Origin of the sequence: Waltera intestinalis, assembly GCF_009695995.1 — a bacterium.
In the GTDB taxonomy this organism is placed as follows: domain Bacteria; phylum Bacillota; class Clostridia; order Lachnospirales; family Lachnospiraceae; genus Acetatifactor; species Acetatifactor intestinalis.
This window is the reverse complement of record NZ_VUMU01000006.1, coordinates 102961-129046: the sequence shown is the minus strand read 5'-3', so window position 1 is coordinate 129046 and position 26086 is coordinate 102961. Positions and strand designations below refer to the sequence as shown.

The following is a 26086-nucleotide window of genomic DNA, read 5'->3' as shown; positions in this document are numbered from 1 at the left end:
TAGAAAATCATTGCTGCTTTTTTCATGCAAAAACAGAATTTTCGGTGACAAATTTGTCAGCAAAAAGTAGCATGGGGAACCATCTTTGTCAGCGAAAATGATTTCTTGTCACCAATCCATATTTTTCAAAACTGTCAGCTGTAGGGATTAAGTGCAAAGTAGGTTTTTTACAGGAATATTACTTGCATAATTTGCAAATTATGTTGATGATATTATAATGGAATTACAAATTGTTGTTTGGCGATTTGGTGAATCCCGATAGTTTAATTTTATAGGGAACAGAAACTTTGAAGTTGCAGAATTGATAAATTTACCTTTCGAAGAAAAAACAGTAATCTTGTATAAGAATAAAAAACAAGCATTATCCATCAATTCAAATATAAGGTAAAAAAGAGTATCAATCGACGAGGAGAAAAATAGATGAATATTACAAGTCTTGAAATTGCACAGGCAACAATGGATATGTTCTTTTGTTTGTTCTGTCTAATAATGTTTGTTTCAATTAAAGCAAATAATCCAAAACAGAAGAGTATGAGGATGTTCGTTCGATTATTTCTTATTGCTACAGTTCTGTTTTTTGGAGAGACTTTGGCATATATTTTTAGAGGTAACCTTGGTCCTTTTAATATTTTAGTAACTAGAATTGCTAATCTTATGGTATTTGCTATGAACATAGCAATGGCAAATACCTATGTTAGGTATGTTAGTTCTGTTTTTGTTGAAAAAGGTGCTGAAGTAAGTGGCAATAGTGTTAAAATTGCCAATATCTTTTCGTGCATTAATATTTTCATTGTTGTGGTTAATTTGTTTTATCCATGGATGTATTATTTCGATGAGGCAAATTATTATCACAGGAATAATTTCTGGTATGTATATACACTAATATCACTTGTCGTCATATTTATAGGAGCAGGTATGGCGATTAAGTATAGAAAGTATTTGGAAAAACGAAGCTTCATTTCAATGATGCTGTTTTCGTTTATTCCAATAATTGCAACAGTTGTACAGTCCTTTATTTATGGATTTTCTATAACCAATTTAGGACTGGGAATAGGTTCATTTGTAATGTTTGCTGCATATATGTATGATTGGTCTCATAATGTGGATGAACATATGAATATGATTAATGACAGTAGATTTGATACTGTTATTATGTTTATCATAATGCTACTTAGCATGAGTATTTCCATCATGGCATGTGTGAATGTGATTGAGCAGGTAACTAAGGAAAACTCTGAAATACATAGCAGAACAATTGCGCAGATGGTTTCAGCAAAGATTGAGAATGAATTTATTAAGCCAATTACTGTTTCTCAGATGATTAGCAGTGATATTGATATAAGAACCTACATAGAGGGGAAAACCAGAGAAGAGGCGGAGAGTGTCAAAGACGATATAACTAATCGTCTGGTATCCATTGGTAATGAATTTGATTATAAAATGGTATTTGCTGTTTCGGATAAAACAAGAGCATATTATACATATAATGGAATAAGTAGGTATCTTGATGTTGAAAATGACAGCCATGATATATGGTATAAGGATTACTTGGATTCAGGGAAAAGATATACAGTTAATGTTGATACTGATGAAGATAATAACGGGAGTCTTTCGGTGTTTATTAATTACGGTATTATTGACACGAATGGAGACATTTTGGGAGCATGTGGTGTCGGAGTTGATATGAATGACCTTGTAGACATGCTTGCCAGGTTCGAGGAAGAATACAATATTAAAGTATATTTAGTTAATCATGATGGACTTATACAGGTTGATACGGATGTAAGTTCTATAGAAACAGGCTACTTGGATAATTCATATTTTGGTAATATATCAGATGATGATTTTTATTATCAGTTATCGGAGAATGGCTGTTATATGACCAAGTATCTCGAAGGATTTGATTGGTATATAGTAATAAGAGATAATAATCCTGTTAAATTGGATGTAAATAAAATTATACTTCCAATTGTTTTAATCTTTATTGCAAGCGTATTAATAATGGCAACTTCATTTGTTATTATTAGTATGAGAGAGAAGAAGGCAAAGGATGCATACAACAGAAGATATGAAGCATCTATAAAGGACGAGCTTACAGGCTTATACAATAGACGAGGGTTTGAAGTTGACTGTGAAATAATCAAGAAAAATAATAACTTAATAGAATACGTTCTTATTATGATGGATTTGAACGGTTTAAAAGCAGCTAATGATAATATTGGTCACGAAGCAGGGGATGAGTTAATTATTGGAGCTTCGAAGTGTATGGATAATGCATTCTCAGGTCTTGGAAGGACGTATCGTGTAGGTGGCGATGAGTTTGTTGCATTACTGAGAGGAACGAGAGAAGAAGCACAGGATGCAGTTAAGACATTTGATTATTTAACTGAAAACTTCCAGGGAAATCTTATTTCTGAACTTAGTGTGTCTAAGGGAGTAGTTGTTTGTTCAGAACATATAGAACTTAATTTTGAAGAAATTAAGGCAATGGCTGATAAGTTGATGTATGCAGATAAGGATGAATATTATAGACGAACAGGAAAAGATAGAAGACGAGTTTGATTTATAAAGTTTGATTTATAAATTGATATTTAATCTATGTAAAGAACCCAACAACTTCCAGTCTTACTGAGAGATTGAAAGCACGCATGAATTTGAATTTCATGGAGGTTTTTATGAATAAAGAATGGTCAGGAATGAATAAGACTATGCAATTACAGATTAAGAAAAAAGATACCTTTTCAACAGGTATAGATACATTGCTTACACTCCGTGAAGAACTTATGAAACAAATTCTACAGTTTAAGACGGAATTATCATTTGATGATTTTAGTGCAATGCCATATATGAATGCAAAAGGGTATCATAGTAAAACGATTGCCTATTCTCTTTGGCATATTTTTCGCATTGAAGATATTGTTGCACATACACTTATTTCTGATGATGAACAAGTATTATTTAAAGGAGATTATCAAAGACGCATAAATTCTCCGATTATTACAACTGCAAACGAACTTGTAAAAGAAGAAATAAGTGAGTTTTCAAAAAAATTGTCTATTGAAGAATTATATAATTACATAATTGATGTTGACACATCTACGACACAAGTTTTAAAAGCTCTTGCATATAGTGATATTAAAGAGAAAATCACTGACGAAAAAAGAAAGCAGTTGGAGATGCTAAATGTAGTGAGTGGTGATGAAAACGCATATTGGTTAATTGATTACTGGTGTGGAAAAGATGTAAAGGGATTGATACAGATGCCGTTTTCAAGACATTGGATTATGCATATTGAGGCATGTTTAAAGATAAGAGATAAGCAGTTATCTATTAAGTAAATTTCAGGTTATCGGTATGTTAGTATGGTTGGCATAGTAAAGATAGGAGTAGTAACTTTCATCTTTCTCTATATAAGAGTATATAAGTAAAATAGAGTAAATAATGGTCAAAAAACCATCGACATCCGACCTCATGCACGATATAATATATGTAATCTAATAAGAAAATAGTGTTATCATTACTGCTTTGATAAGAGCGAATGGTAGCCATAGATATGAATTCATAGGAACGGAATGGTTGAACCCTCAGGGTGACAGTGTCATCATTTTGTCATCGAAAGCCGTTTTACTTGGATGATTTTCTGTTTTCTTATTTTGACATGAATTTACAGGAAGGTTAGAAAAATCAAGACTTTCCTTGACTTAGATTTACAGATAATGATATGTGTTTTCTGTGTGGACTTGAACTCCTAAGACTCTATTGTAGGTTCGATTCCTATAGGAGACGCTCATTTTTAGCGGTAATAAAGATAGTTTTATTGCCGCTTTTTTCATGCAGAATTGTAATTTCAGTGACAAATTTGTCAGCGAAACAAGGCAGAAAAGACTGATTTTGTCAGCGGGGATGGATGCTTGTCACCAATTCACAATTTCCGGATATTTCGATTAATCTTCTCAAACTCCCTTCCTTCCAGGGTATTGTGGGTGAGAAGTCTTTTGTTGCTTCCCGCTGATGCATTTTTCCGGTATTGTCCAGGGGTACAGCCGTTATGCTGACGGAACTGTCTGCAGAAATGCTCTACATTATTATAACCACATTGCTCGGAAATGTCGCGGATGGAGTATTCGCTGTACTCTAATAAATCCTGTGCACGGCGCAGACGTCCTTCGATGACATTATCCATGCAGGAGGAGCCAAATTGGCGGTGATAGAGAGCCTGAAGATGACTGGGACTTAAGTGAAGCTTCGCAGCCATCATGTTTATATTCCATGGAAGCTGAGGATTATTGTAGATCATCTTATGCAATGCAATCAGCTCATGATCGTGAATACTCGGGGACTCATTCTGGATTCCTTCTCTTAATTTGGAGAACAGAACCCGCAGCAGGTGAGTAATGTTTGCTTCGCTTTCAGAGGAGAAAAAGGCGGACTCCCAGGTTAGTAATTTAAAAAGCTGATGACAGTATTCCGGATCTGTTACGGGAAATGGGGTGTTTGTTAACGGAAACAGCTTCACGAAGGAGTGATCGGAACGAAAACGAATCCAGTCATTCCGGTATTCTTCACCGGCAGCACGGTAATAAATCCTGCTTCCTGGTGTATACAGAATAGCAGAATTGGCGGCTGTCCGCATTAGTCTTCCGTCTATGAGCAGCTCCGAGGGAGAGTCGAAAAGAAGCAGAAGATAGCCTGTAAAGCCATTCGGAACATCATATATAAAATCTGAGGGGTGAACGGCACTGTAGCCGACAAATTCAATTTCAGTCATCTGGAATCTCCGCTCTGATACATCAGAGGATATATCAATTTTCTTATAGTATAAATCATTGGAAACTTTAAATCAATGCGATAGTATCAGATTAATATGTCAATCGTCATCAGAGAGCTGCGGATCGTGCAGCGGTCAGACATCTTATGCGTGACTGCATAGGAACATGATTTAGAAGAAGGAGATACATGCATGGTAAATTTGGGTGGAGCAACAGAGAATGACAGAAAAAAGATCGTGATTACAAAGGATTCAAAGGCCTTTTTTCACAATAATGTAGATTATTGTGTGGGAACCGGAAGAATGGGGCTTGCATTGACAGAAGAATATCAGGAGGAGCTGCGCTTGGTTCAAAAGGAAATCGGATTTAAGCATATCCGGGGACATGGATTATTCTGTGATGATATGGCGATCTTTCAGACCTATGAGGAGGATGGTAAGGTAAGGGTCGAGTACAACTATACTTATCTGGATAGAGTAATGGATGCCTATAAGAAGGTGGGGCTGAGACCTTTTCTTGAGCTGGGTTTTATGCCTAAAAAGTTGGCAAGTGGAAGCCAGACTATCTTTTACTGGCAGGGAAATACCACTCCTCCAAAAGATTATGATATGTGGTGTAATATGGTGCATTCATTGCTGCGGCATCTGATGGGACGCTATGGAGAAGAGGAAGTTATTCAATGGCCCATTGAAGTATGGAACGAGCCCAATCTTTGCGGCTTCTGGGAAAATGCGGATATGCAGGAATATTTTAAGCTGTTCCATAGAACCTTTGATGCCATAAAGGAAGTGAATCCGGGATTCCGTGTAGGAGGCCCTGCTGTTTGTGGAGGAACGGATGAGAAATGGATTCAGGCATTTATGGAATATTGCCATGAGAATCACATACCTTTGGATTTCGTAACCAGACATCATTACACCATTGATCCGCCGGAATGTATTGGACATTATGCATATTCTGAACTGATGAAGGCAGAGGATGGCTTTGCCAATTTAAAAACAACCAGAGATATTATTGACAGTTTCCCGGAATATAAGGGTCTGCAGATTCATATCACGGAGTTCAACAGCTCCTATACTCCTCAGGGCGTCATTCATGATACAAACCTGAATGCGGCCCTTATAGCACAGCAGCTTTCCAGATTGGGAGATGTGAATGAATCCTATTCCTACTGGACATTTGGTGATGTGTTTGAAGAGCTGGGAGTTCCTTTTACACCATTCCACGGCGGTTTTGGACTGGTTGCCAATGGCTGTATTACCAAGCCGACCTTCTGGACATTTGCTTTTTACAAAAAGCTTGAGGAAAGTGAAGCCAATTGTGTATATAAGGATGACAATATTGTCGTTTTGAAACGTGCAAATGGTGATTATCTAGGTGTAGCCTGGAATATTGCCCGTAAAAGTACAGAACAGGGTAAAGAAAAAATGCTGTTGGAGTTTGCATTTCCGGCTGAACAGGAGGAGTACTGCTTCCTGACTAAGACGGTAGATGAGGAAACATGTAATCCCTTGAAGGTATGGCATGATATGGGAGAACCTGCCAATCTGAGTGAGGAACAGACGAAGCTGATTCGGGAATCATCCAGACCTTTTGTAAAAACAGAGCGAAAAAAGCAGGAGGACGGAAATATCTGCGTAGAGCTTCCTGTAAACGAAAACGGTGTGGTTTATTTCGAACTGAATGCCGGAAAGGTGAATCCGGATCGAGGATATGACTATGATCGTGTGGTCAGCTCCGGTCGATGACCTGGGCAACTGGAGATACAGGCAGTTCAAAAAGAAATCGGAAAGAGAAAACGATACATTGATATAACCGGAAACTGGTTAAATCACCCCAATGATTATCTTGCCAGAATTCTGGCACAGGTAGTGATCAAAACTCTTGGAATGTAAAAAAGGAGCCTACAATGAGCAAGTTAAAGATTAAAACAAAGGAAAGACGATTTGAGACAGCCAGGGATTTATACGGAATCTTTTTTGAAGACATTAACCGTGCCGGAGACGGAGGACTTTATCCGGAAATGCTTCGAAACAGAAGCTTCGAAGATTCCGTTTTACCGGAGGGTTATATACAGCAGGAGGATGGCATCCATGTAAAAACCGTATCCGGATGGCTGGATGAGTTTTGCAACGGAGAAGGCTTATGCCGCTGGGTAAAGGGCAACAATATTTCGGAGACAGAAATACCTGCATGGTATACGCACAATGCAAAGATGGAACTGGAACTGACGGATACCCTGAATGAACATCGGGACGCAGCTCTGCGTATGCAGTTTGAAAAGGACGGATCTCTGACTAATACCGGTTACTGCGGTATATCCGTAAAGGCTGGAGAAAGTTACTCTTTGTATTTATTTGCAAAAGCAAAGGAAGAAATAGGACTGGACATAGCGATCGAATACCAGGGAAAAGTACTGACTGGAAACAGTCTGGTGGTTTCCGGTCAGGAGTATACAAGATATGACATGAAGCTGACAGCAGCTGAGGATTGTCACGAGGCACAGCTTACTATTTCCTGCAAAGAAGGCGGAGAGATTCTGCTGGGATTTATTTCACTAATGCCTGACAATACCTACATGGGGCATGGACTCAGAACAGATCTTGTAGAAAAGCTTAAGGGAATGAGTCCAAAGTTTATGCGTTTTCCCGGAGGCTGTATTGTGGAAGGAACGACACCGTCCACAGCGATGAGATTTCGGGATACGGTAGGTCCGGCATGGGAAAGACCCAGTAAGCTGTTTGTATGGCATTACAGGAGTACATTAGGACTTGGCTTTCATGAATATCTGCAGCTTTGCGAGGATCTGGGGATGGAGCCCCTGTATGTATGTAACTGCGGAATGACCTGTCAGGGAAGAAAGAGCGTCCTTCTGGAAGGAGAGGCTCTTGATGAAATGGTACAGGATACACTGGATGCCATTGAATATGCTATCGGCTCTAAGGAAAGCAAATGGGGAAGGCTTCGTGCTTCTATGGGGCATCCGGACCCCTTTAAAATGACCTATCTGGAAATTGGTAATGAAAACTGGGGTCCGGATTATGAAAAGCGATACAACATGATTTATAAGAAGGTAAAGGAACTGTATCCCCAGATTAAAATCATAGCCAATGAGCATGTAGAGAAAAATGGTTGTCCTGCCGAGTGCGTGGATGAACATTTTTACAATACAACAGAGTTCTTTGCAGAACGTGTAAATTATTATGATGACTACGATCGTAAGGGACCAAAAATCTTTGTAGGAGAGGTGGCTGTAAACGAAGGCAACTATATGGGACAGTTGTATGCGGCTTTGGGAGAAGCGGCTTTCCTTATGGGTATTGAGAAAAATCAGGATATCGTAACATTGGCCTCTTATGCTCCATTATTTGAAAATGTAAATTACAGAGCGTGGTATCCTAATCTGATTCGTTTCAATAATCATCAGAGCCTTGGAATTCCTACTTATTATGTCTGGAAAATGTTCGGTCAAAATCGCGGAGAATATGTGGTGCGATCCGAAGATGAGGGAGGACGTGTTTATCGTCCGAGAACCGGAATGGCATCTTTAAAATCCAATAAGGAACTTCGCTTCAGAAATCCCATTTGGAATGGAGAAGAAGCAAAGATTACTCATGAATTAATGGGACATGTGCAGGATACAGAGGATGGCCGCCTGCTTCAGCTTCCGGATGAGGAGCAGAAAAAGGAATTTCACAGTATTCTGGAATGGGCTGATGAGACCAAGAGCTTTGTGGTATTTGGAGAAGAAGACCAGACTTATGGAAGATTTGAGACCGATATTTTTGTTGAGGAAAATGCTTACTTCGAGTTGGGTATATTCAGTGCCAGGGTGGTTCGTTCCTATTATGAGGAGCAGCTCGTGATTACGGCCGGAGTGGAAAAAGAATGGGATGCAGCTCTGGTGCGTCCGTTCCTTTGGAAGGTTAATGGAGGACAATGTTCACTGGAAGAGTTTGGCTATATGCATGACAACAAGCTGACTGAGGACTTTGCTATTTCAGTAAAACCGGGAGAATATCACCGCTTTGGATATGAAACGGACGGAAAACAGATTCGCCTGTATGTTGATGGTGAGCTTCAGAAGGAAATTTCGATTCCCTACGGACCTGCTTTTGTTTCGGTAGTAACTGACACCAAGGACGAAATCATTATTAAGGCGGTTAATTTTGCAGGAGATGTGGATCCGGTTTCCATTACACTGGACTGTCAGGTACAGGGCGACTATACCGTAACACTTCTTAGCGGTGAAAAGGGGGATGAAAACAGCTTTGAAGAGCCGGAGAAGGTGAAGAATATTACCGTGAATATGCATGGCGCTTCCTCAGAGTTCGTATACGAGGCACCGCCATATTCTGTCAGTGCTTTGCGATTGAAGAAGTGCGAAGCGTTTTAGAGGTTGACGATGAACAGAAGATAAGAGAATAGAAAGACAAATTTTATTATAAAAAAATGGCAGTTATCGCCATTCTGATTTCCTTGCAGAGCATGATCACCATCGGTGTCAATATGACCGATACCGTCATGGTGGGAAAGGTTGGGGAAGCAGACCCATTATCGGACTTTATAATATAACACCTGAAACGGCTCAGATTGCCGGTGAGCTTATGGACGCCATCGCATTTATTGTTATTTTTCAGTCTATGAACAGCATTCTGACAAAGGGAGTGCTCCGTGGCGGTGGTGATACGAAATTTCTCATGCTGGCATTCACAGAAAGCAATTTTGTATGGCTCTGAATAGTTATAAATTTTAGGATGTCAAAAAAGTTTTGATGGGTGGCTGGATAAACTGTAAACCAGAGCAAAATATGGTCAAAAAATTATCGATATCCGACCTCGCACACGTTATAATATAAGTAATCTAATAAGAAAACAGTGTTATCATTACTGCATTGCTAAATGAGAATGGTAGCCATAAATATGAATTCGCAGGAACGGTAGAAAAATCAATGATTTCATTGACTTATCTTAACTCAAAATAATATAGGTTTCCAACGGGGACTTGAACTCCTAAGACTCTATTGTAGGTTCGATTCCTATAGGAGACGCTCATTTTTAGCGGTAATGAAGATAGTTTCATTACCGCTTTTTTTGTGCAGAATTGCAATTTCAGTGACATATTTGTCAGCGAAACAAGGCTGAAAATACTGATTTTGTCAGCGAGGATGGATGCTTGTCACCGATTCACATTTTTTGGTCTGTCATCCAGAGGGACTAACTACAATGTAACACTAATAATATAAGATGTTAAAATTGCGTTGTCTCAAATAGAAATTATGATAGAAGACATAAGATTAGGAGGAGCTATGAGCAAAACAATTGTTGAGTTTAAGGATGTTGTAAAGACATATGGAAGCGGTGAAGCTCTTTTATATGCAGTCAACCATATTGACTTTAAAATAGAAGAAGACGAATTTGTAGTCATATTGGGACAGTCTGGTGCCGGTAAATCGACAGTACTTAATATTTTAGGCGGTATGGACCAGCCGACAGAGGAAAAGTCAAAATCATGTGATCGGCAGGTACAAAGATTTCGAGGAGATTCCTTGGTTGTTGAAATAGATGGATTGCTCTATAATGGCACTATAAATTGTATGTTTGACACCGACAGTTTTCCGGGAATTGTCTGAGTGTACTGTAAATAGGATATCTGAGGAAGGTATATATTATGAAGTATGAAAATATTGTGGAAGGCAAATTTATCAACAGACCTAACAGATTTATCGCCTATGTGGAGGTCGCAGACAGGATGGAAACGGTACACGTAAAAAATACAGGGCGGTGTCGGGAGCTTTTGCTACCGGGAAATACCGTTGGTATTCAAAGGTCGGACAATGAGGCCCGTAAAACAAAGTATGATCTGATATCGGTATACAAAAAAGGGTCCGGTTGGGTAAATATTGATAGTCAGGCACCGAATAAGGTGGTAGGGGAATGGCTTGAGAAACAGGAGTATGATTATGTAAAGCCGGAGTATGTGTATGGAAATTCCAGAATAGATTTTTACATGGAAAAGGGTGCAAAGAAATATCTCATGGAGGTAAAAGGCTGTACACTTGAGATAGACGGCGCAGGGTATTTTCCGGATGCACCGACGGAGAGAGGGACAAAGCATCTTCGTGAACTTATAAATGCGGTTTCGGAAGGATATAATTGTTATATCGCATTTGTCATTCCCATGGAGGGTGTGAAGATGGTGTATCCCAATGCCGCGATGGACAAGGAGTTTGCGGAAGCATTTTATGAAGCACAGGCAGCGGGAGTGAAAGTATTGAATCTTGCCTGCAGAGTCGAAAAGGATGAACTGGAAGTATTATAAACGTTGGAATGACATAGAGGAAATCCTTGCTGCTTTTCGCCGTTGGAAAAGAGAAGATACAGAAAAAAATATGAAACGAATCAAAGCGGCATGTATTACACAGACGATTCATTTTATTAACAAGGATATTACGAAAAGTGAGTATTCAAAACGTAAAGTGCAGGAGGAAATTACCAGATATAAGCACAGATTGGACAGAGAGAGGACAAAATATAAAATTCTGTCGGAAGAGGTTGAAGAAGACGGTTTCGTATTTGTGCAAAACATATTAAAAGAACCTATATGAAATTGGTAAAAACAACTAAAGTCATTCCAAATATAAGAATAAAAAATTCGAATTTATGAACAAAAATAGTACTCTAAGAAAAGAGGATAGACATAATTTGTTTGATGCTTTATTATAATTACACCTTTCCGCAAGAGCTAAAAACTCTTTTATGTAGCTTATTTTCATAGTATCACCATTTTCAAAAAAACCAATGTACATAAAATTTTCACAAAAAAAGAACTTTATCCTATATTCCTTGTGGATAGGGGGAGTCTATCTCCATCATACCTGTTGAAATCTCCATCATTCGATGGCAAAATGATGGAGATATTTTTAAGTTGATGGAATGTGATAACTGAGCATCTTAAATAAAAGGAAGGAAAATATTATGGAATATTCGGCAATTCTTCATGATATGGATAAGAGATTCTGCTATGCAATCGATAAGGATTTATTTGTGATACGTGTGCAGGTAAAAAAAGATGATATAAAAGAGATCATTCTTCATTATGAAGACAAGTACATACCATTGGGATGGAAGGATACACGAAAGACGATTCCGATGAAGAAGGTTGCCACATCACAGTTTCATGATTATTATGAGGCACAGCTTCAGATGCATTTGATATGCCTCCGCTATTATTTTGAATTTACGGATATGCAGGGAGAAAAGGTATATTACGGCAACTATGAGTTTAGCAGGGAATGCATTACAAACAGGGACAGAATGTTCGACTGTCCGCAAAACCTTCGTGAGGAAGAAATGTTTGAGGTGCCGGAGTGGGCAGCAAACAAGGTTGTGTATCAGATTTTTCCATCTCGCTTTGCAGCATCACAGCCAATAGACAAGGAACTGTGGTATAAAGCACCCATTACATCTAAGGATAATCTGCATGGTGATCTCAGAGGAATTATTGATCATTTGGATCATATTCAGAAGCTGGGAATAGATGTTATGTATTTAACACCTATTTTTAAATCGGATTCCTGCCATAAATATGATACCACTGATTATTACCAGATTGATTCTTCCTTCGGAACAACAGAGGATCTTAAGGAGCTGGTGCAAAAAGCGCATGAGTGTGGAATGAAAGTAGTGATGGATGCGGTATTCAACCATACAGGAAGAGATTTTTTTGCATTTAAGGATATTATAGAAAAAGAAGATAAATCCAGATATCTGGACTGGTATTTTATCGAGAGATTTCCGCTGAAGGGTGAAAAAGGAGAAACTCCTAACTTCAAATGTTTTGGTTATTATGGCGGAATGCCAAAATTAAATCTGAAAAATCCGGAGGTTGAAAAATTCGTTACAGATGTTGCATGTTATTGGATTAAGGAATGCGATATCGATGGATGGAGAATGGATGTAGGTGACGAAATCAGTCATTTCTTCTGGAAGCGATTTAGAAAGGCTGTTAAGGCAGTAAAAAAAGATCTGCTGATCATTGGAGAAATCTGGCATTATGCAGGAGATTTTCTTGAGGGAGATGAATGGGATACGGTCATGAATTATCCATTTTACCTGAATCTCATAGATCTGCTTGCAGATGAAAAAATCAATGTCAGCCAGTTTATACAGAATCTTGGATATTTGAAGGGGCGCTTAAACAAAAAATGCTATCCTTTAATGTGGAATCTGATCGACAGTCATGATACAGCAAGATTTCTACATCTATGTAATGATAATAAGAAAAAGCAGCATTTGGCAGCAGCTTTTCAATTGTTATTACCGGGAATGCCCATGATTTATTACGGAGATGAATTTTCGATGCGCGGAGCAAATGATCCGGATTGCAGACGTGGGATGTACTGGGATGAAGAATACCAGGATAAAGAGATGTTTGAATGGTATAAGCAGCTGCTGAAGGTGCGAAAAAACCATGCATGTATCGTAGAGGGTGAACCAATTGAAATAACTGTAAGGGACGAGGAAGAGACGATCGTCCTGACCAGAAAAAATGGAGAAGAGACACTCGCTTTGATTTTCAACTGCAGCAGCAGCGCAAGAATGTTTAATGAGTATGCGCAAAAATATGATTTACTTAGAGAGAATCCCTTTGACGGAAAAATAGAGGGACTTGATGCCGTTGTAATAGTACTCTAAGAATAATAAGATGAGAAAAGTATAGAAACAAATTAAAATATATCGCTGGAGAAAATGTTATTATGAAGAAAAAAATAAATTATACAGAAATTATGAAGGAGACAGGGATCCTGACCGTGGCGGTAGCCATCATCGCGGCAGCAGTCTACTTTTTCCTGGTGCCGAGTCATGCGTCGGTCAGCAGTATTTCCGGTCTCGGCATTGTGCTGTCTAACTTTATACCACTTCCACTGTCGGTCATTACGATGATCCTGAATGTGGTGCTTCTGCTCATCGGCTTTGCCACCTGCGGGAAAGAATTCGGGGTAAAGACGGTGTACACCAGTGTGATGTTGCCGGTATTCTTAGGGCTTTTCGAGATGCTGTTTCCGAATTTCGGTTCCATGACGGACAGTCAGGAACTGGATGTACTGTGCTATATTCTGGTGGTCAGCGTGGGACTCAGCATTCTGTTCAACCGGAATGCATCTTCGGGCGGACTGGATATTGTAGCAAAGATCATGAACAAATATCTCCACATGGAGCTGGGCAGGGCAATGTCTCTGTCCGGTATGTGCGTGGCACTGTCCGCAGCATTGGTATATGATAAGAAGACTGTGGTTTTGAGTATTCTGGGTACCTATTTCAACGGAATCATTCTGGATCATTTTATTTTTGACAATAATATCAAGCGACGTGTCTGCATTATTACGAAGAAAGAGGAAGAACTGCGTCAGTTTATTACAAGAGATCTGCACAGCGGTGCCACGATCTATGAAGCCATCGGTGCCTATCATTTTGAAAAACACAACGAGATCATCACCATTGTGGACAAAAGTGAGTACCAGAAATTAATGAAATTCATCAATGAACTGGACCCCAAGGCGTTTATTACCGTATATAATGTATCGAGTATGAAGTATCAGCCGAAGATCGGGGCCTTTTGACCCTGGCGTCTTAACAATATGGTTATGGAGAAATGCGAAATGAAAAAGGTGCGGAATATCGTAGTGATCGTGTTATCTGTCATATGTGTTGGAATTCTGGTTTTTTTGTTGTGGAATTTAAGAAGTACAGAGGAGTCTGCACAGGAAATAATACCGGAAGTTCAGTCGGAGCCTATGTCGGAACAGAGTGTATCGGATTCTGATGTGAGCGGCAACAGCGCAGAGAACAGTGGAGATCCTACGGAATTGCCGGAGACGGAAGAAAGTGAACCGGCGGAACCGGAAGATCCTGTAGAGCAGGAGGCAGAAGAACTCCTGGCAGGAATGACCTTAGAGGAAAAAGTCGGACAGATGTTCATCGCCCGTTGTCCGGAGACGGATGCAGCCTCCAAGGTGACACAGTATCATCTCGGCGGATATATCTTATTTGCACGGGATTTTACCGGTAAAACAAAAGAGGAAGTAACGGCATCCATTCAAAGCTATCAGAATGCTGCGGAAATACCTCTGCTGATCGGTGTGGATGAGGAAGGCGGCACGGTAAACCGTGTCAGCAAAAATACGAATCTGCGGAAGACCCCCTTTGCATCACCGCAGGAATTGTATAGCGCAGGCGGATGGGATATGATCCGAAGTGATACGCAGGAAAAATGTCAATTACTGCAGAGCCTGGGAATTAATCTGAATTTTGCTCCGGTATGCGATGTATCACAGGATCCGCAGGATTTTATTTATGCCCGCAGTTTCGGGCAGGATGCGGAACAGACGACGGAGTATGTGAGGACCGTCGTGCAGACCATGTCGCAGGAACAGATGGGAAGTGTATTAAAGCATTTCCCGGGATATGGCAATAACTCGGACACGCACACAGGGATCGCTTATGATGAACGTCCCATAGAGAGATTTGTAAATTCTGATTTTCTGCCGTTTCAGGCAGGCATCGATGCAGGGGCGGATATGGTGCTGGTAGCCCACAATGTTGTCTCCTGCATGGATGATCAGGTACCGGCATCTATTTCTCTACCGGTACATAATATTTTGCGTAATGAATTAGGGTTTGACGGCGTGATCATTACCGATGATCTGGTCATGGAAGGAGTACGGCAGTTCGCCGGGGATGCGGAGATTGCCGTCCGGGCGGTACAGGCAGGAAACGATATGCTGTGCTGCACCGATTTTGAAGTACAGGTACCCGCAGTCATCAAGGCGGTCGAAACCGGTGAGATTACCGAGGAACGCCTCAACGAAGCGGTCCTGCGCATTTTGAAAATGAAAATAAAGCTGGGAATCATTGCGGATACTGCGGATGCTCAGGATTAGAGAAGATTCCGTAGTACTTCCTCGGGCCGGGGAGTGTGCTGCGGATATTTTTCTCTCAACGGACCGGCAGCTCCGTCCATAATATAAGGATGTCCCACGATATCCAGCATGGATACATCGTTATAATTGTCACCGAAGGCCATGACATCCGCGAGGTCAAAGCCAAGAATTTTACAAATGGATTGCACACCGATGCCTTTGTTGGCAAGGGTGGTATCGATCCAGTAAGGTCCCGCCACCGCACAGTTCGCCTGCTCCCAGCGGGGGACAAAACGGTCAGCATAAGCCGCTACGCCTTCATGGAGATATACGGAAACCTTTACGATGTCCTCCGGAATTTCGGAGGGATCCTGAATGACCTGATAGTTGTTGCCAATAAACTTTATTCTGTCCAGCATTCCCAACCCACGTTCCATCAGATAAGCCGTATTCTGTCCGGAGAGCATGATTTCGCCCTGACCGTCACTCCGGTTCCACAGATCTTCCGCAATCTCCTCTGCCAGCTCTCTAGGCATGGGATTTTTCGCAATACACAGCTCGTCCTTGTAGATCACGCCACCGTTTTCACATAAGAAAATACAACAATCTGCCACCGGAGCGAATAGCTTTCGCAGGCTGGTATACTGTCTTCCCGAAGCCGGACAGAACAAGATTCCTTTGTTATGCAGCGCACGGATCTGGTCAAAAATTTCCCCCTCTAATTCTTTTTTTCCATATTGTAAAAGTGTACCATCGAGGTCACTGCAGACTAATCTGATTCCCATAGTCGGAATTCCTTTCTCTCAGAATAATAATCCCACGATATGCGAATATTTGGTAGGGTGCTATGTGTCAGTGGCACATGTCTAGCACGGACCGAAGCGGAGCGGAGAAGTGGGAGTGCGCAGCACGGAACAATCCGTAGGCATCAAAGCAAAGTCGGGGGCTTTTGACCCCGACATCATTTTAAATAGTATATCATAAATTATACATGAATACTTATTTTTATTTGATAGCTGCTTTTCTTGATTGCTACGAGATATGTTGAAAAAATGCGCAAACAAGGAAAAAAATAAAATGGAAAATGATAAAGATAGAAAATGTATTTACCGGCTATAGGGGGAGGGCGTATGTACAAAAGAAAGCTTCACAAAGAAATAAGCAGCGGATTACTGGTATTGATCGTGGCATTTTCTCTGACAGGCTGCGGCAAAGTGGAGGATGCTCTGAAGGTAAAAAAGGAAAATTTGCAGTCTGTGGAAGATATTGATTAATCCACTGCAAGATGTCGGTACAAAAGTATCGGCACCTTGCAGTTTCTTTTTCCAATTATCTATGCCTGATAATTTTCGTTATCTGTATAATCACTGTCGGCAGCAGAGCGAGACCTACGATCTGACCGAGTGCTGTCGTAGGCAGAGCGGCTATGCTGAATACACTGTGCAGTGCCGGGATGAAGATAACCAGTGCCAGTAAAGAGACTCCCGCAGCGAAAGCATAGAGGCTGTATCGGTTCGAGGTCAGTCCTAACCGGAAGACGGATTCGCTGCCACGACAGTTAAAACCATGGAACAATCTGGCCAGTGTCAGTGTGGCAAAAGCCATAGTGGAGGCCATAGCCGAACTGACTGTCAGTCCGATGTGATAAGCTGTCATGGAGGCTGCTGCGATCAGCAGACCTTGTGTTATCATCGTAATCATAAAGCCTCTGGTGAGGATTCCTTCGCGTGGATCCCTGGGCTTTTCCTTCAGAAGGTCGTCATCTGCCGGTTCCATGCCGATTGCCAGGGCCGGAAGAGAATCGGTCAGCAGGTTGATGAACAGCAGATGTACGGGTGTAAGAGGCACAGGAAGTCCCATCAGGGATGTGTATAATACTGCTAAGATACCGGCGGTATTACCGGACAGCAGGAACAAAATGGCATTTTTGATATTTCTGTATACATTACGCCCGTTTGCCACTGCCTTGATGATCGTTGCAAAATTATCATCTGACAAAATCATGTCTGCGGCATCCTTGGACACCTCGGTTCCGGTAATTCCCATAGCGACACCGATGTCTGCCTTTTTCAATGCAGGAGCATCATTCACACCGTCTCCCGTCATGGAGACAATATTACCTCTGCGCTGCCATGCCTCTACAATCCGGATTTTGTTCTCGGGAGATACTCTGGCATAGACGGAAATTTTTACGATCTGTTCGTCCAGTTCGCTGTCGCTCATGGCATCCAGCTCCGCACCTGTCAGTGCAAGGTCTCCTTCTTCGAATATTCCGATCCGGCGGGCAATTGCCACTGCTGTTACCTTATGATCACCGGTGATCATGACCGGACGGATGCCGGCTCTCTTGGAAGCTGCAACGGCAGCCGCAGATTCCTCTCTGGGAGGATCTACCATAGAGATCAGGCCCAGGAAGGTATAGCCATACTCCGCATGGATGTCGAGATTTTCCTCCGATTCCTTGTAAGCAAAAGACAATACACGCAGGCCATTTTCTGAAAAAAGCTGATTCTGCATACGGATCTTGTCTTTTTCAGCTTCCGTCATAGGACGGATACCGTCGCTGCAGCGCACATAGTCACAGCGGTCTAAGAGAACATCCACAGCACCTTTGGTGAGGATCGTGGGTACACCATGCAGCATATATTTCGTACTCATCAGCTTTCTGTCGGAATCAAAAGGTACTTCCTCAAGACGCTGCATGTTCTGCCTGAGGATATCTTCATGCATGTTTGCTTCTTTCAAAATAGAAGATGTATCCGCTTCAATCCTTCGAAACATCTCTAAAAGGGCATATTCTGTAGGGTCACCGATGCCCTTGTCATCGACGATACAGGAATCATTGTTGAGGACAGCGTCGTAGAGCAGATAGCGATGTGTCTGATTCAAAAGGTCAAGCTGGTCCGGCTCGTATAACCGGTCTTCTATATAGATCTGCTGCACCGTCATTTTATTCTGTGTCAGTGTTCCGGTCTTATCAGAGCAGATGACAGAGACACAGCCCAGACTTTCCACAGCTTTCAGATTCTTGATAATTGCATTTTCCTTTGCCATTTTCTGCGTACCAAAGGCTTGCACTATGGTCACAATGGAGCTTAGCGCCTCAGGGATTGCAGCAACAGCCAGTGCCACTGCAAACATCATGGAGTCCAACAGCGTCATCCGGCGATAGATACACAGGCAGAATACGACAGCACATATGATCATGATCAGTATGGCAAGTCTGCTGCTGAACTTGTCCAGACTCTCCTGCAGCGGTGTCTTGCGTTCTTTGGCTGCATTCATCAGTCCTGCAATCTTACCCAGCTCCGTCTCCATGCCGGTAGCAGTCACCAGCATCTCTGCGCGTCCGTAGGTGACCAGACTTCCGGAATAGACCATATTTGCCCGGTCAGCAAGTGCCACATCACCCTCTATAACGGCATCTGTTTTCTCTACATTGGCAGACTCGCCTGTCAGAGAGCTTTCATTGACCTGCAGCGAATAGTTGTGCAGGATACGGCCATCGGCCACGATCATGTCACCCGCTTCCAATACGACAATGTCTCCCGGCACGATATCCTTCGATGGAAATTCCCGTTTTACACCGTCTCTTATGACTTTTGCACAGGGCGAAGATAACTGCCTGAGACTGTCCAGAGAACGCTGGGCTTTTACATGCTGCAGGGTACCCAGGATGGCATTGATCACCAGTACCAGCAGGATTACAATGGTACTCTCCGTATTGCCGGAAAACATGGAGATCGCAGCCGCAATGATCAGGATTACGACCAGCAGATCAGCAAACTGACTGATAAATACTTCCGGTATACTTTTACGCCTGCTCTCCTGTAGGATATTTTCACCCTTTTCCAGGCGAAGCTCTTCCGCGCGGGCAGTAGTAAGCCCCTGCTCTGTCACCTGATATTTTTCCATGAGTTCTTTTACAGAAACATTCCAGATGTTTTTTTGTGTCATATACAAATCCTCCTTCTTAAATAATGTACCCGGATCCTTTGTTTATCACGCAAAAAAAAAGACTTTTATTGCACGATAAACATACAATAAAAGTCTCGTTCCATTTCTGTAGAAGTGTACTGCCCGGTTAGCGACTGCCTGTGGCTTCACTAACGTGATGACGACCAACACAACACCGGTTATCCGATGTGAACTACTCCCTAATATTGGAAATATCCTAGCATATGCGAAAAGTATTGTCAAATATTTATATTGGTTGCTATACACGAAATTGTTTTTTTGATAAAATAGGGTCAAAAAGAGTCTGGTTCTCAGGAATAAAGTTTGCAGATTACGGAAAGGCAGGAAGGTTAAGAGATGAACGAAATGATCAGAAAAAGAAATGAACAGCTGGCCAAAACAGTGATCAAGGGATTACAGTCCCGCAACATGTCAGGTTATTACGCAGAGGATAAAGAGGCTGCGCTGAAACAGGCACTGGAGCTGATCCCGGAGGGAAGCACCATTGCCATGGGCGGATGCATGAGTGCCGGAGAGATCGGACTGATCTCCGCACTAGAAGCAGGCAATTACCACTATATCGACCGCTCTAAGATGGATGCCAGAGCAGGACTTATGGCAGCTTACGATGCGGATATCTTCCTTTCCAGCGCCAATGCCATCACCAGCGACGGTGTCATGGTCAATATCGACGGCAATTCCAACCGTGTCTCCTGCATAGCTCAGGGACCGAGGAAAGTAATCTTCATCGTCGGCATGAACAAGGTCTGCGCAGACTTAGACAGCGCCATGAAGCGTGCGAGAAACGTGGCTGCACCTATCAATGCCCAGAGATTCGACATCAAGACTCCCTGCAAGGAGACCGGAAAATGCTTCGACTGCAAGTCTCCGGATACCATCTGCTGCCAGTTCCTGATCACGAGATATTCCAGACATACGGACCGGATCCATGTGATCCTCGTAAACGACACCATCGGTTACTAGACAACAAAGGGGAAAAGACAATGACATTAGTATTGCAAAAAGGAAGACCTGCCGATACCACCGGCAGACTGGACAAAGAGATACGCACCTATGACCTGTTGGATGGCTTAGGCGTGGAATATGACCGCGTGGATCACGCACCCGCAATGACCATGGAGGACTGTAAGGAAGTGGATGAGATCCTGGAATCCATGGTCTGCAAAAATCTGTTCCTGTGCAACCGTCAGGAGACCGCATTTTATCTGCTGATGATCCCGGATACCAAGGTGTTCCACACCAAGGATCTGTCGGCGCAGATCGGCTCGGCGAGGCTTTCTTTTGCCAAGCCGGAATACATGGAGAAATTCCTGGATATCACCCCCGGCTCTGTCAGCGTGCTGGGACTGATGAACGATAAGGAACATCAGGTGAAGCTGCTGATCGATGAGGAGGTGCTGGACAGCGAATATTTCGGATGCCATCCCTGCATCAATACCTCCAGCCTCCGGATGCGGACGGCGGATCTGATCGAAAAGGTGCTTCCCGCCACGGAACATGATTTTGTAAAAGTAAAGCTGTAAAAAGCATCTATGAACTTACGAAATAAAAGTGAGGAGCTCTTATGATACTGGAAATTCTGACATATACACATAATATTACGACTATGCTGTTCGGCATCTTCTGTCGGCTTTTTTTCTGGGTGTGAAGAAGGACAAAACGAATGTAGGGAAGTTGTTGCTATTGGCAGTGATTTCCGGGGGCTTATATATGGTCTGCGTATCTGTGCTGCCAATGCAGTAACTGGATAGGGTTGTTCGTACTGTCGGTAACGGGAAAAGAGTGGTGCTATTATGCCTGCCGTATCGTGGTGACGCTGGTAGTATTCTGGGTGCTGTACCATTATGTGTGTCAGACGACGGCAATGCTGTTCGCGAAGACGGACCGGGAGCTGCTGATCATCGGAAGGCTGCCTCTGGTGTATTATATTTTTGATTATGCCACGACGAAGTTTTCCAAGCTGCTATATACCGGCAACAGGGCGGTGCCGGAATTTCTCGGATTTGCCATCTGTCTGTCGTATCTGATTTTTTTGCTGGTGTATTTCCGGGAATACGAGATGAAGAGCAAGGCAGAGCAGTATAATGAGTTGATCCGTATGCAGATGAATTCTTTTCAGGCGGAGATGGACAATACAAGGAAAAGCGAGAAAAAGATGTCAATCCTGCGGCATGATACGAGACATCATATGGCCGTCCTGAGGACTCTGATCCAGCAGGGAGATTGTGAAAAAGCGCTGGAATATCTCAATGAGGTCAGCCAGACTTATGATGATACGGTAATCAAGACCTATTGTAAAAATGAGATGGTGAATTCCGTACTGTCCATCTATAATACGCGGTTTGAGGAGCAGAGGATCCGATGGGAGGTACAGGTCAGCATCGGGGAGAAACTTCCCTGCTCGGAAATGATGTTCTGCGCAATCCTTTCCAATGTGTTGGAAAACGCCCTGCATGCCGTGCAGGAACTGCCTCAGAAAAAGCGGCTGATACAGCTGTCCCTGTCCGAAAAGTCGGGACATCTTCTCCTGATGGCGAAAAATACCGTGCGGAATGCCCCGGCATTTAATGACGGTGTACCGGTGACGGAGCGCTCCGGACATGGACTGGGGGCCAGAAGCATCGTATATTATGTGGAAAAGCTGAACGGACAATACCAGTTCTTTATGGAGAATGGGGATTTTGTTGTCCGGATCATTCTCTAAGAGACGATTTTACAGGCGGATCGCATTTGTCCAGGCGATCCGCCCTTTTTCGTCGGTGCATTCGATCCGTACATAGCTCTCCGTACCGTTCAGGGGATGTTCGGCATGGGTGAGGGGTGTCGCCTGCATCAGATGCATCCGGCTGTTATAGGTCGGCCCGTCTGTCACGAAGCAGATTCTGGAACAGGGAGAGCATTCTACGAAGACGTGATTTTCCCGGATGCCCCACTGGCAGATCTCCGGCCCCTGTGAAGAATAGTAATCTCCGGCCAGTAAGTGGTTTACAATGGATTCGTGATCCAGGGATTCGGAGCAGACACAGACGTAACCGCCGAAGCTGTCGAAATATTCCGGAGGATTGTGATTGTCATCGGAGGCGAAGGCAGAGACGAAATTGCCCTGTTTTAACATCCGTTCCCAGAAAAAGGTGGTATGGCCTTCGCCGAAGCCAAGTTCGCTGCCGTGATTATAGATCTCCATGGCCCAGAGACCTTGCAGGGAGCATACTTCCTCCGGATCCACCCGGGACCACAGCGGATGGTTATAGGTAGTAAAGCAGCCTTTGGAACGAAGGAGATCGATCCTGTCTTGGGCAGCTTTGACACCGGGCCAGGAATCCGTAGTATAGACAGGGACCGTAAGACGTTCTCCGGATGTGAATAACCGGCTGCCGGCCTGCTCCTGCATCTGGCGGTTACCCAAGATTCCGTGAATGTGATGTGTCTTCACCTGATGGCCTTCGGCATCGCATAATTTTACGGAGGCCTCCAGTCCGGGAAGAAGGATAAAGCCATCGGTGTCGAATTCACTCCGCAGATCCGTATAATAGTCATGCTCACTCAGGCATAAGAAGCTGTAGCCGTTCTTTTTATAAAGAGAGACCATTTCCGTGGGAGTCAGGCAGCCGTCGGAATTGGTGGAGTGGGAATGAAGATTTCCACGGTACCGGTTCGTGTGTTCCGGAAAAACCGATCTATTCGTATATTTATTCATAAAAGCCTCCTCTTGTTGTTTGTTTTCCAATTTCAAATTTTCCAATAAAAAAGAATAGCACAATGGAATAAATCGAAACAATCCTTGCAATGTAAAATTCCTTCCGAAAAGTTTTACGGAGAGTTTACTTTTTTTTACGAGTCGTTGGTAGTAGCTGCCGGCGGCTTTTTTTATAATCGGAGATGTCAATTGATGAGAAAGAAAACAAAAACGAAATCAGAGGAGAAGCAGATGAAGAAATTAATTAGCCTTGTTCTGGCAGGTATCATGACATTTTCCCTTGCAGCCTGCGGACAGAACGCAACCGACAACCAGACAACAGCACAGAATGCGCAGACCACACAGAGCAACGAAGCCCAGACGGCAGCAGCGGCAGACAGTACCCAGTCTACAGCAGAACCTATGGAACTGACCATGTATTTCCCGGTATCTGTTGGCGGTGGTCCGGACGCATTGATCGATGCCCTGTGCGCACAATATCATGAAGAGAATCCGAATATTACGATCAAACCGGTATATGCCGGAAGCTACGCAGACACAAGAACCAAGGTGCAGGCAGCCATCAAAGGCGGTAATACACCGGATCTTGCCATTATGTTCTCCATCGACCTGTATTCCCTGCTGGCCATGGATGCCATTGCAGATATCAACAGCTTCTGCACTACCGATGCGGATAAAGAGTGGCTGAACGGTTTCTATGAAGGATTCATGATGAACAGCCGTGACGGTGAGACGACCTACGGTATTCCCTGGCAGAGAAGTACCATCGTGCTGTATTACAACAAGGATGCTTTCCGCGAGGCAGGCTTGGATCCGGAGAAGGCTCCTTCTACCTGGGAGGAAATGAAGGAATATGCGAAGCAGCTGACCAAGGCAGACGGCTCCCGGTATGGTATTGAGATTCCTTCCGACGGCTATGCTTATTGGATGTTACAGACCTTCTGCACCCAGCAGAGCGGGTTCAATCTGATGAATGATACCGGTACCGAAGTATATTACAACGATGACAGAACCGCCAAGGGCTTAAGCTTCTGGAAGTCTCTGGCAGAAGACGGTTCCATGCCCTCCGGCATTGTAGCATGGGCGACCACGCCTTCCGACTTTATCGAAGGCAAAACCGCTATGATGTATCATACGACCGGTAACCTGACCAACGTGAAGAAGAACGCAGCCTTTGATTTCGGTGTGGCAATGCTTCCCGCAGATGAGACACCAGGTTCTCCTACCGGCGGCGGTAATTTTTACATCTTCAAGGGTGTATCTCCCGAGAGACAGCAGGCAGCCTTCGAGTTCATCAAATGGATGACCGATGACGAGAGAGTAGCACAGTGGAGTATTGATACCGGTTATGTAGCCACCAGACCCAGTGCTTATGAGACCGAGCGCATGAAGGCTTATGCGGAAGAGTTCCCTTACTGCCTGGTAGCAAGAGACCAGCTGGAGTATGGTTATGCGGAACTGTCCACCTACAATCAGGCAGAAGTGCAGAAGGCTATTGATGATGCCATCTCCTATGTCATGACGGATCAGAAGGATGTGAAATCTGCGCTGGACGAAGCACAGACCACTGCAGAGAACATTTTAAAGGCTTACAAATAATCCCATAAATGTTGATCCATGTGAGGAGACCAGCCTGCCGTCCTGGAGCAGACTGGTTTTTCCCCATAAAATCGAGAAATCAAAGTGAGGAATGAATATGGCAGAAACAATGATGCCGCAGGTAAATCTGGGAGCGGGAACCGTACTGGCGGATACACTGTTTCCACAGGAGACTGCCGGGGAAACCCTCCGAAAACAGGAACTTGCAAAAGAAAAATCATACGAAACCGCATTAAAAAAAGAGATCACGAACAAATGGAAACGCACGCTTACCGGCTGGCTGCTGCTGGCTCCGTCGTTGGTATTCCTGTGTGTGTTCACGATCTATCCTATCGTAAAAAGTATTATCAGCAGTTTTTATCTGGATAATCTGTCAGTGATGCAGCCGGTGTTCGCCGGATTTTCCAATTACATTGCACTGTTTCAGGATAAGGTGTACTGGGAATGTTTTTGGAACAATCTGCTGATCGCGGTCGTTACAGTGCCGTTAAGCATCGGACTGGCGGTGGCCATGGCTATGTTTGCCAACAGTCTGAAATGGGGTAAAGCGGCAGCCAGACTGGGCTTTACCTATCCGACATTTATCCCGTTAGTGGCAGCCGCCAATATCTGGATGTTTATCTATACGCCGATCTACGGTCTTCTGGGATATATCAATCCCAACTGGAGATTCCTCGCAGACGGCAAGACAGCCATCTGGGCGGTCATGGTCATGCTGGTCTGGAAGCAGGCAGGCTATATTATGCTGTTCTATGTGGCGGGACTTCATGGAATTTCCAGAGAACTTTTCGAAGCAGCGAAGATCGACGGAGCCAACGGCTGGCAGATCTTTACCCGCGTGACCTGGCCCATGTTAAAGCCGACGACCATTTACGTGCTGATCATCACACTGACCAATGCATACAAGATGGTGGATCACCTCTACATCATGACCAAGGGCGGCCCAGGCAATGCCACGAATGTGCTGCTGTTTTATATCTACCAGACCGGCTTTGATTACTGGGATACCGGTAAGGCTTCGGCCATGACCGTAATTCTGGTAGCGGTTCTTCTGATGGTGACCAGTGTCTGCTTCTTTGTGCAGGATAAGAAAGCATATTATAATAATTGAGGATGGAGAAA

21 protein-coding genes are annotated in these 26086 nt (G+C 43.2%); 17 read left to right on the top strand and 4 right to left on the bottom strand.

Going from position 1 to position 26086, the window contains the following annotated elements:
• The first annotated feature begins 420 nt into the window (after window positions 1-420).
• Both FYJ59_RS07070 and FYJ59_RS07065 read left to right on the top strand, forming a co-directional pair.
• Window positions 421-2562, top strand: coding sequence for a sensor domain-containing diguanylate cyclase (locus FYJ59_RS07070; protein WP_154496115.1), 2142 nt, complete (start codon window positions 421-423; stop codon window positions 2560-2562).
• 113 nt (window positions 2563-2675) lie between these two features.
• The gene (locus FYJ59_RS07065; RefSeq protein ID WP_154496114.1) at window positions 2676-3338 is read left to right on the top strand and encodes a phage head-tail adapter protein; all 663 of its coding nucleotides are present in this window, start codon (window positions 2676-2678) and stop codon (window positions 3336-3338) included.
• A gap of 584 nt (window positions 3339-3922) precedes the next feature.
• Here FYJ59_RS07065 and FYJ59_RS07060 read toward each other — a convergent pair.
• Window positions 3923-4768 carry a helix-turn-helix transcriptional regulator gene (locus FYJ59_RS07060; protein ID WP_154496113.1) on the bottom strand — a complete coding sequence of 282 codons (846 nt, stop codon included), beginning with the start codon at window positions 4766-4768 and terminating at the stop codon, window positions 3923-3925.
• A gap of 192 nt (window positions 4769-4960) precedes the next feature.
• Here FYJ59_RS07060 and FYJ59_RS07055 point away from each other — a divergent pair, with 192 nt between their 5' ends.
• The 9 genes from FYJ59_RS07055 (at window position 4961) to FYJ59_RS07020 (ending at window position 15711) form a co-directional block, all read left to right on the top strand.
• Window positions 4961-6517 (top strand): GH39 family glycosyl hydrolase, encoded by a 1557-nt coding sequence (locus tag FYJ59_RS07055; protein WP_154496112.1) that lies wholly within the window; start codon window positions 4961-4963, stop codon window positions 6515-6517.
• A 161-nt stretch (window positions 6518-6678) separates the two neighbouring features.
• Window positions 6679-9165: an alpha-L-arabinofuranosidase C-terminal domain-containing protein gene (locus FYJ59_RS07050; protein WP_154496111.1), complete on the top strand. Its 2487-nt coding sequence runs from the start codon at window positions 6679-6681 to the stop codon at window positions 9163-9165.
• A gap of 211 nt (window positions 9166-9376) precedes the next feature.
• Complete coding sequence (locus FYJ59_RS14065; RefSeq protein WP_268878531.1) at window positions 9377-9508, top strand: hypothetical protein; 132 nt, start codon at window positions 9377-9379, stop codon at window positions 9506-9508.
• 569 nt (window positions 9509-10077) lie between these two features.
• Entirely contained in the window at window positions 10078-10401 is a 324-nt protein-coding gene (locus FYJ59_RS07045) for an ATP-binding cassette domain-containing protein (protein WP_154496110.1), read from the top strand.
• 38 nt (window positions 10402-10439) lie between these two features.
• Window positions 10440-11090 carry a DNA/RNA nuclease SfsA gene (gene sfsA, locus FYJ59_RS07040; protein WP_154496109.1) on the top strand — a complete coding sequence of 217 codons (651 nt, stop codon included), beginning with the start codon at window positions 10440-10442 and terminating at the stop codon, window positions 11088-11090.
• A complete protein-coding gene (locus FYJ59_RS07035; RefSeq protein WP_235897941.1) occupies window positions 11071-11376 on the top strand; it encodes a hypothetical protein in 306 nt (101 codons plus the stop codon). The genes sfsA and FYJ59_RS07035 overlap by 20 nt, the downstream gene beginning before the upstream one ends.
• A 370-nt stretch (window positions 11377-11746) precedes the next feature.
• Entirely contained in the window at window positions 11747-13465 is a 1719-nt protein-coding gene (locus FYJ59_RS07030) for a glycoside hydrolase family 13 protein (RefSeq protein WP_154496108.1), read from the top strand.
• A gap of 62 nt (window positions 13466-13527) precedes the next feature.
• Complete coding sequence (locus FYJ59_RS07025) at window positions 13528-14391, top strand: YitT family protein (protein ID WP_154496107.1); 864 nt, start codon at window positions 13528-13530, stop codon at window positions 14389-14391.
• 39 nt (window positions 14392-14430) lie between these two features.
• A complete protein-coding gene (locus tag FYJ59_RS07020; RefSeq protein ID WP_154496106.1) occupies window positions 14431-15711 on the top strand; it encodes a glycoside hydrolase family 3 protein in 1281 nt (426 codons plus the stop codon).
• On the opposite strand, the gene FYJ59_RS07015 is transcribed toward FYJ59_RS07020, so the two are convergent.
• Window positions 15708-16475, bottom strand: coding sequence for an HAD hydrolase family protein (locus FYJ59_RS07015; RefSeq protein WP_154496105.1), 768 nt, complete (start codon window positions 16473-16475; stop codon window positions 15708-15710). The genes FYJ59_RS07020 and FYJ59_RS07015 overlap by 4 nt on opposite strands.
• A gap of 345 nt (window positions 16476-16820) precedes the next feature.
• On the opposite strand from FYJ59_RS07015, the gene FYJ59_RS07010 reads away from it, so the two are divergent.
• Window positions 16821-16964, top strand: a complete 144-nt coding sequence (locus FYJ59_RS07010; protein WP_154496104.1) for a hypothetical protein — start codon at window positions 16821-16823, stop codon at window positions 16962-16964.
• Window positions 16965-17019: 55 nt separating this feature from the next.
• Here FYJ59_RS07010 and FYJ59_RS07005 read toward each other — a convergent pair whose 3' ends face one another.
• The gene (locus tag FYJ59_RS07005) at window positions 17020-19647 is read right to left on the bottom strand and encodes a cation-translocating P-type ATPase (protein ID WP_154496103.1); all 2628 of its coding nucleotides are present in this window, start codon (window positions 19645-19647) and stop codon (window positions 17020-17022) included.
• 357 nt (window positions 19648-20004) lie between these two features.
• Between FYJ59_RS07005 and FYJ59_RS07000 the strand changes: the two genes are divergently transcribed.
• The 3 genes from FYJ59_RS07000 (at window position 20005) to FYJ59_RS06990 (ending at window position 22372) form a co-directional block, all read left to right on the top strand.
• Complete coding sequence (locus FYJ59_RS07000; RefSeq protein WP_022155029.1) at window positions 20005-20631, top strand: lactate utilization protein; 627 nt, start codon at window positions 20005-20007, stop codon at window positions 20629-20631.
• A gap of 20 nt (window positions 20632-20651) precedes the next feature.
• The gene (locus tag FYJ59_RS06995; RefSeq protein ID WP_154496102.1) at window positions 20652-21191 is read left to right on the top strand and encodes a prolyl-tRNA synthetase associated domain-containing protein; all 540 of its coding nucleotides are present in this window, start codon (window positions 20652-20654) and stop codon (window positions 21189-21191) included.
• Between the two features lie 230 nt (window positions 21192-21421).
• Window positions 21422-22372 carry a sensor histidine kinase gene (locus FYJ59_RS06990; protein WP_235897940.1) on the top strand — a complete coding sequence of 317 codons (951 nt, stop codon included), beginning with the start codon at window positions 21422-21424 and terminating at the stop codon, window positions 22370-22372.
• Window positions 22373-22381: 9 nt separating this feature from the next.
• Here the strand turns inward: FYJ59_RS06990 and FYJ59_RS06985 are convergent, their stop codons facing one another.
• Window positions 22382-23365, bottom strand: a complete 984-nt coding sequence (locus tag FYJ59_RS06985; RefSeq protein WP_154496101.1) for a PHP domain-containing protein — start codon at window positions 23363-23365, stop codon at window positions 22382-22384.
• Window positions 23366-23596: 231 nt separating this feature from the next.
• Here FYJ59_RS06985 and FYJ59_RS06980 point away from each other — a divergent pair, with 231 nt between their 5' ends.
• Window positions 23597-24964 (top strand): ABC transporter substrate-binding protein, encoded by a 1368-nt coding sequence (locus tag FYJ59_RS06980; protein ID WP_205839483.1) that lies wholly within the window; start codon window positions 23597-23599, stop codon window positions 24962-24964.
• A gap of 97 nt (window positions 24965-25061) precedes the next feature.
• On the top strand, window positions 25062-26075 hold the full coding sequence (locus FYJ59_RS06975) for a carbohydrate ABC transporter permease (RefSeq protein ID WP_205839482.1): 1014 nt from the start codon (window positions 25062-25064) through the stop codon (window positions 26073-26075).
• Window positions 26076-26086 lie beyond the last annotated feature (11 nt).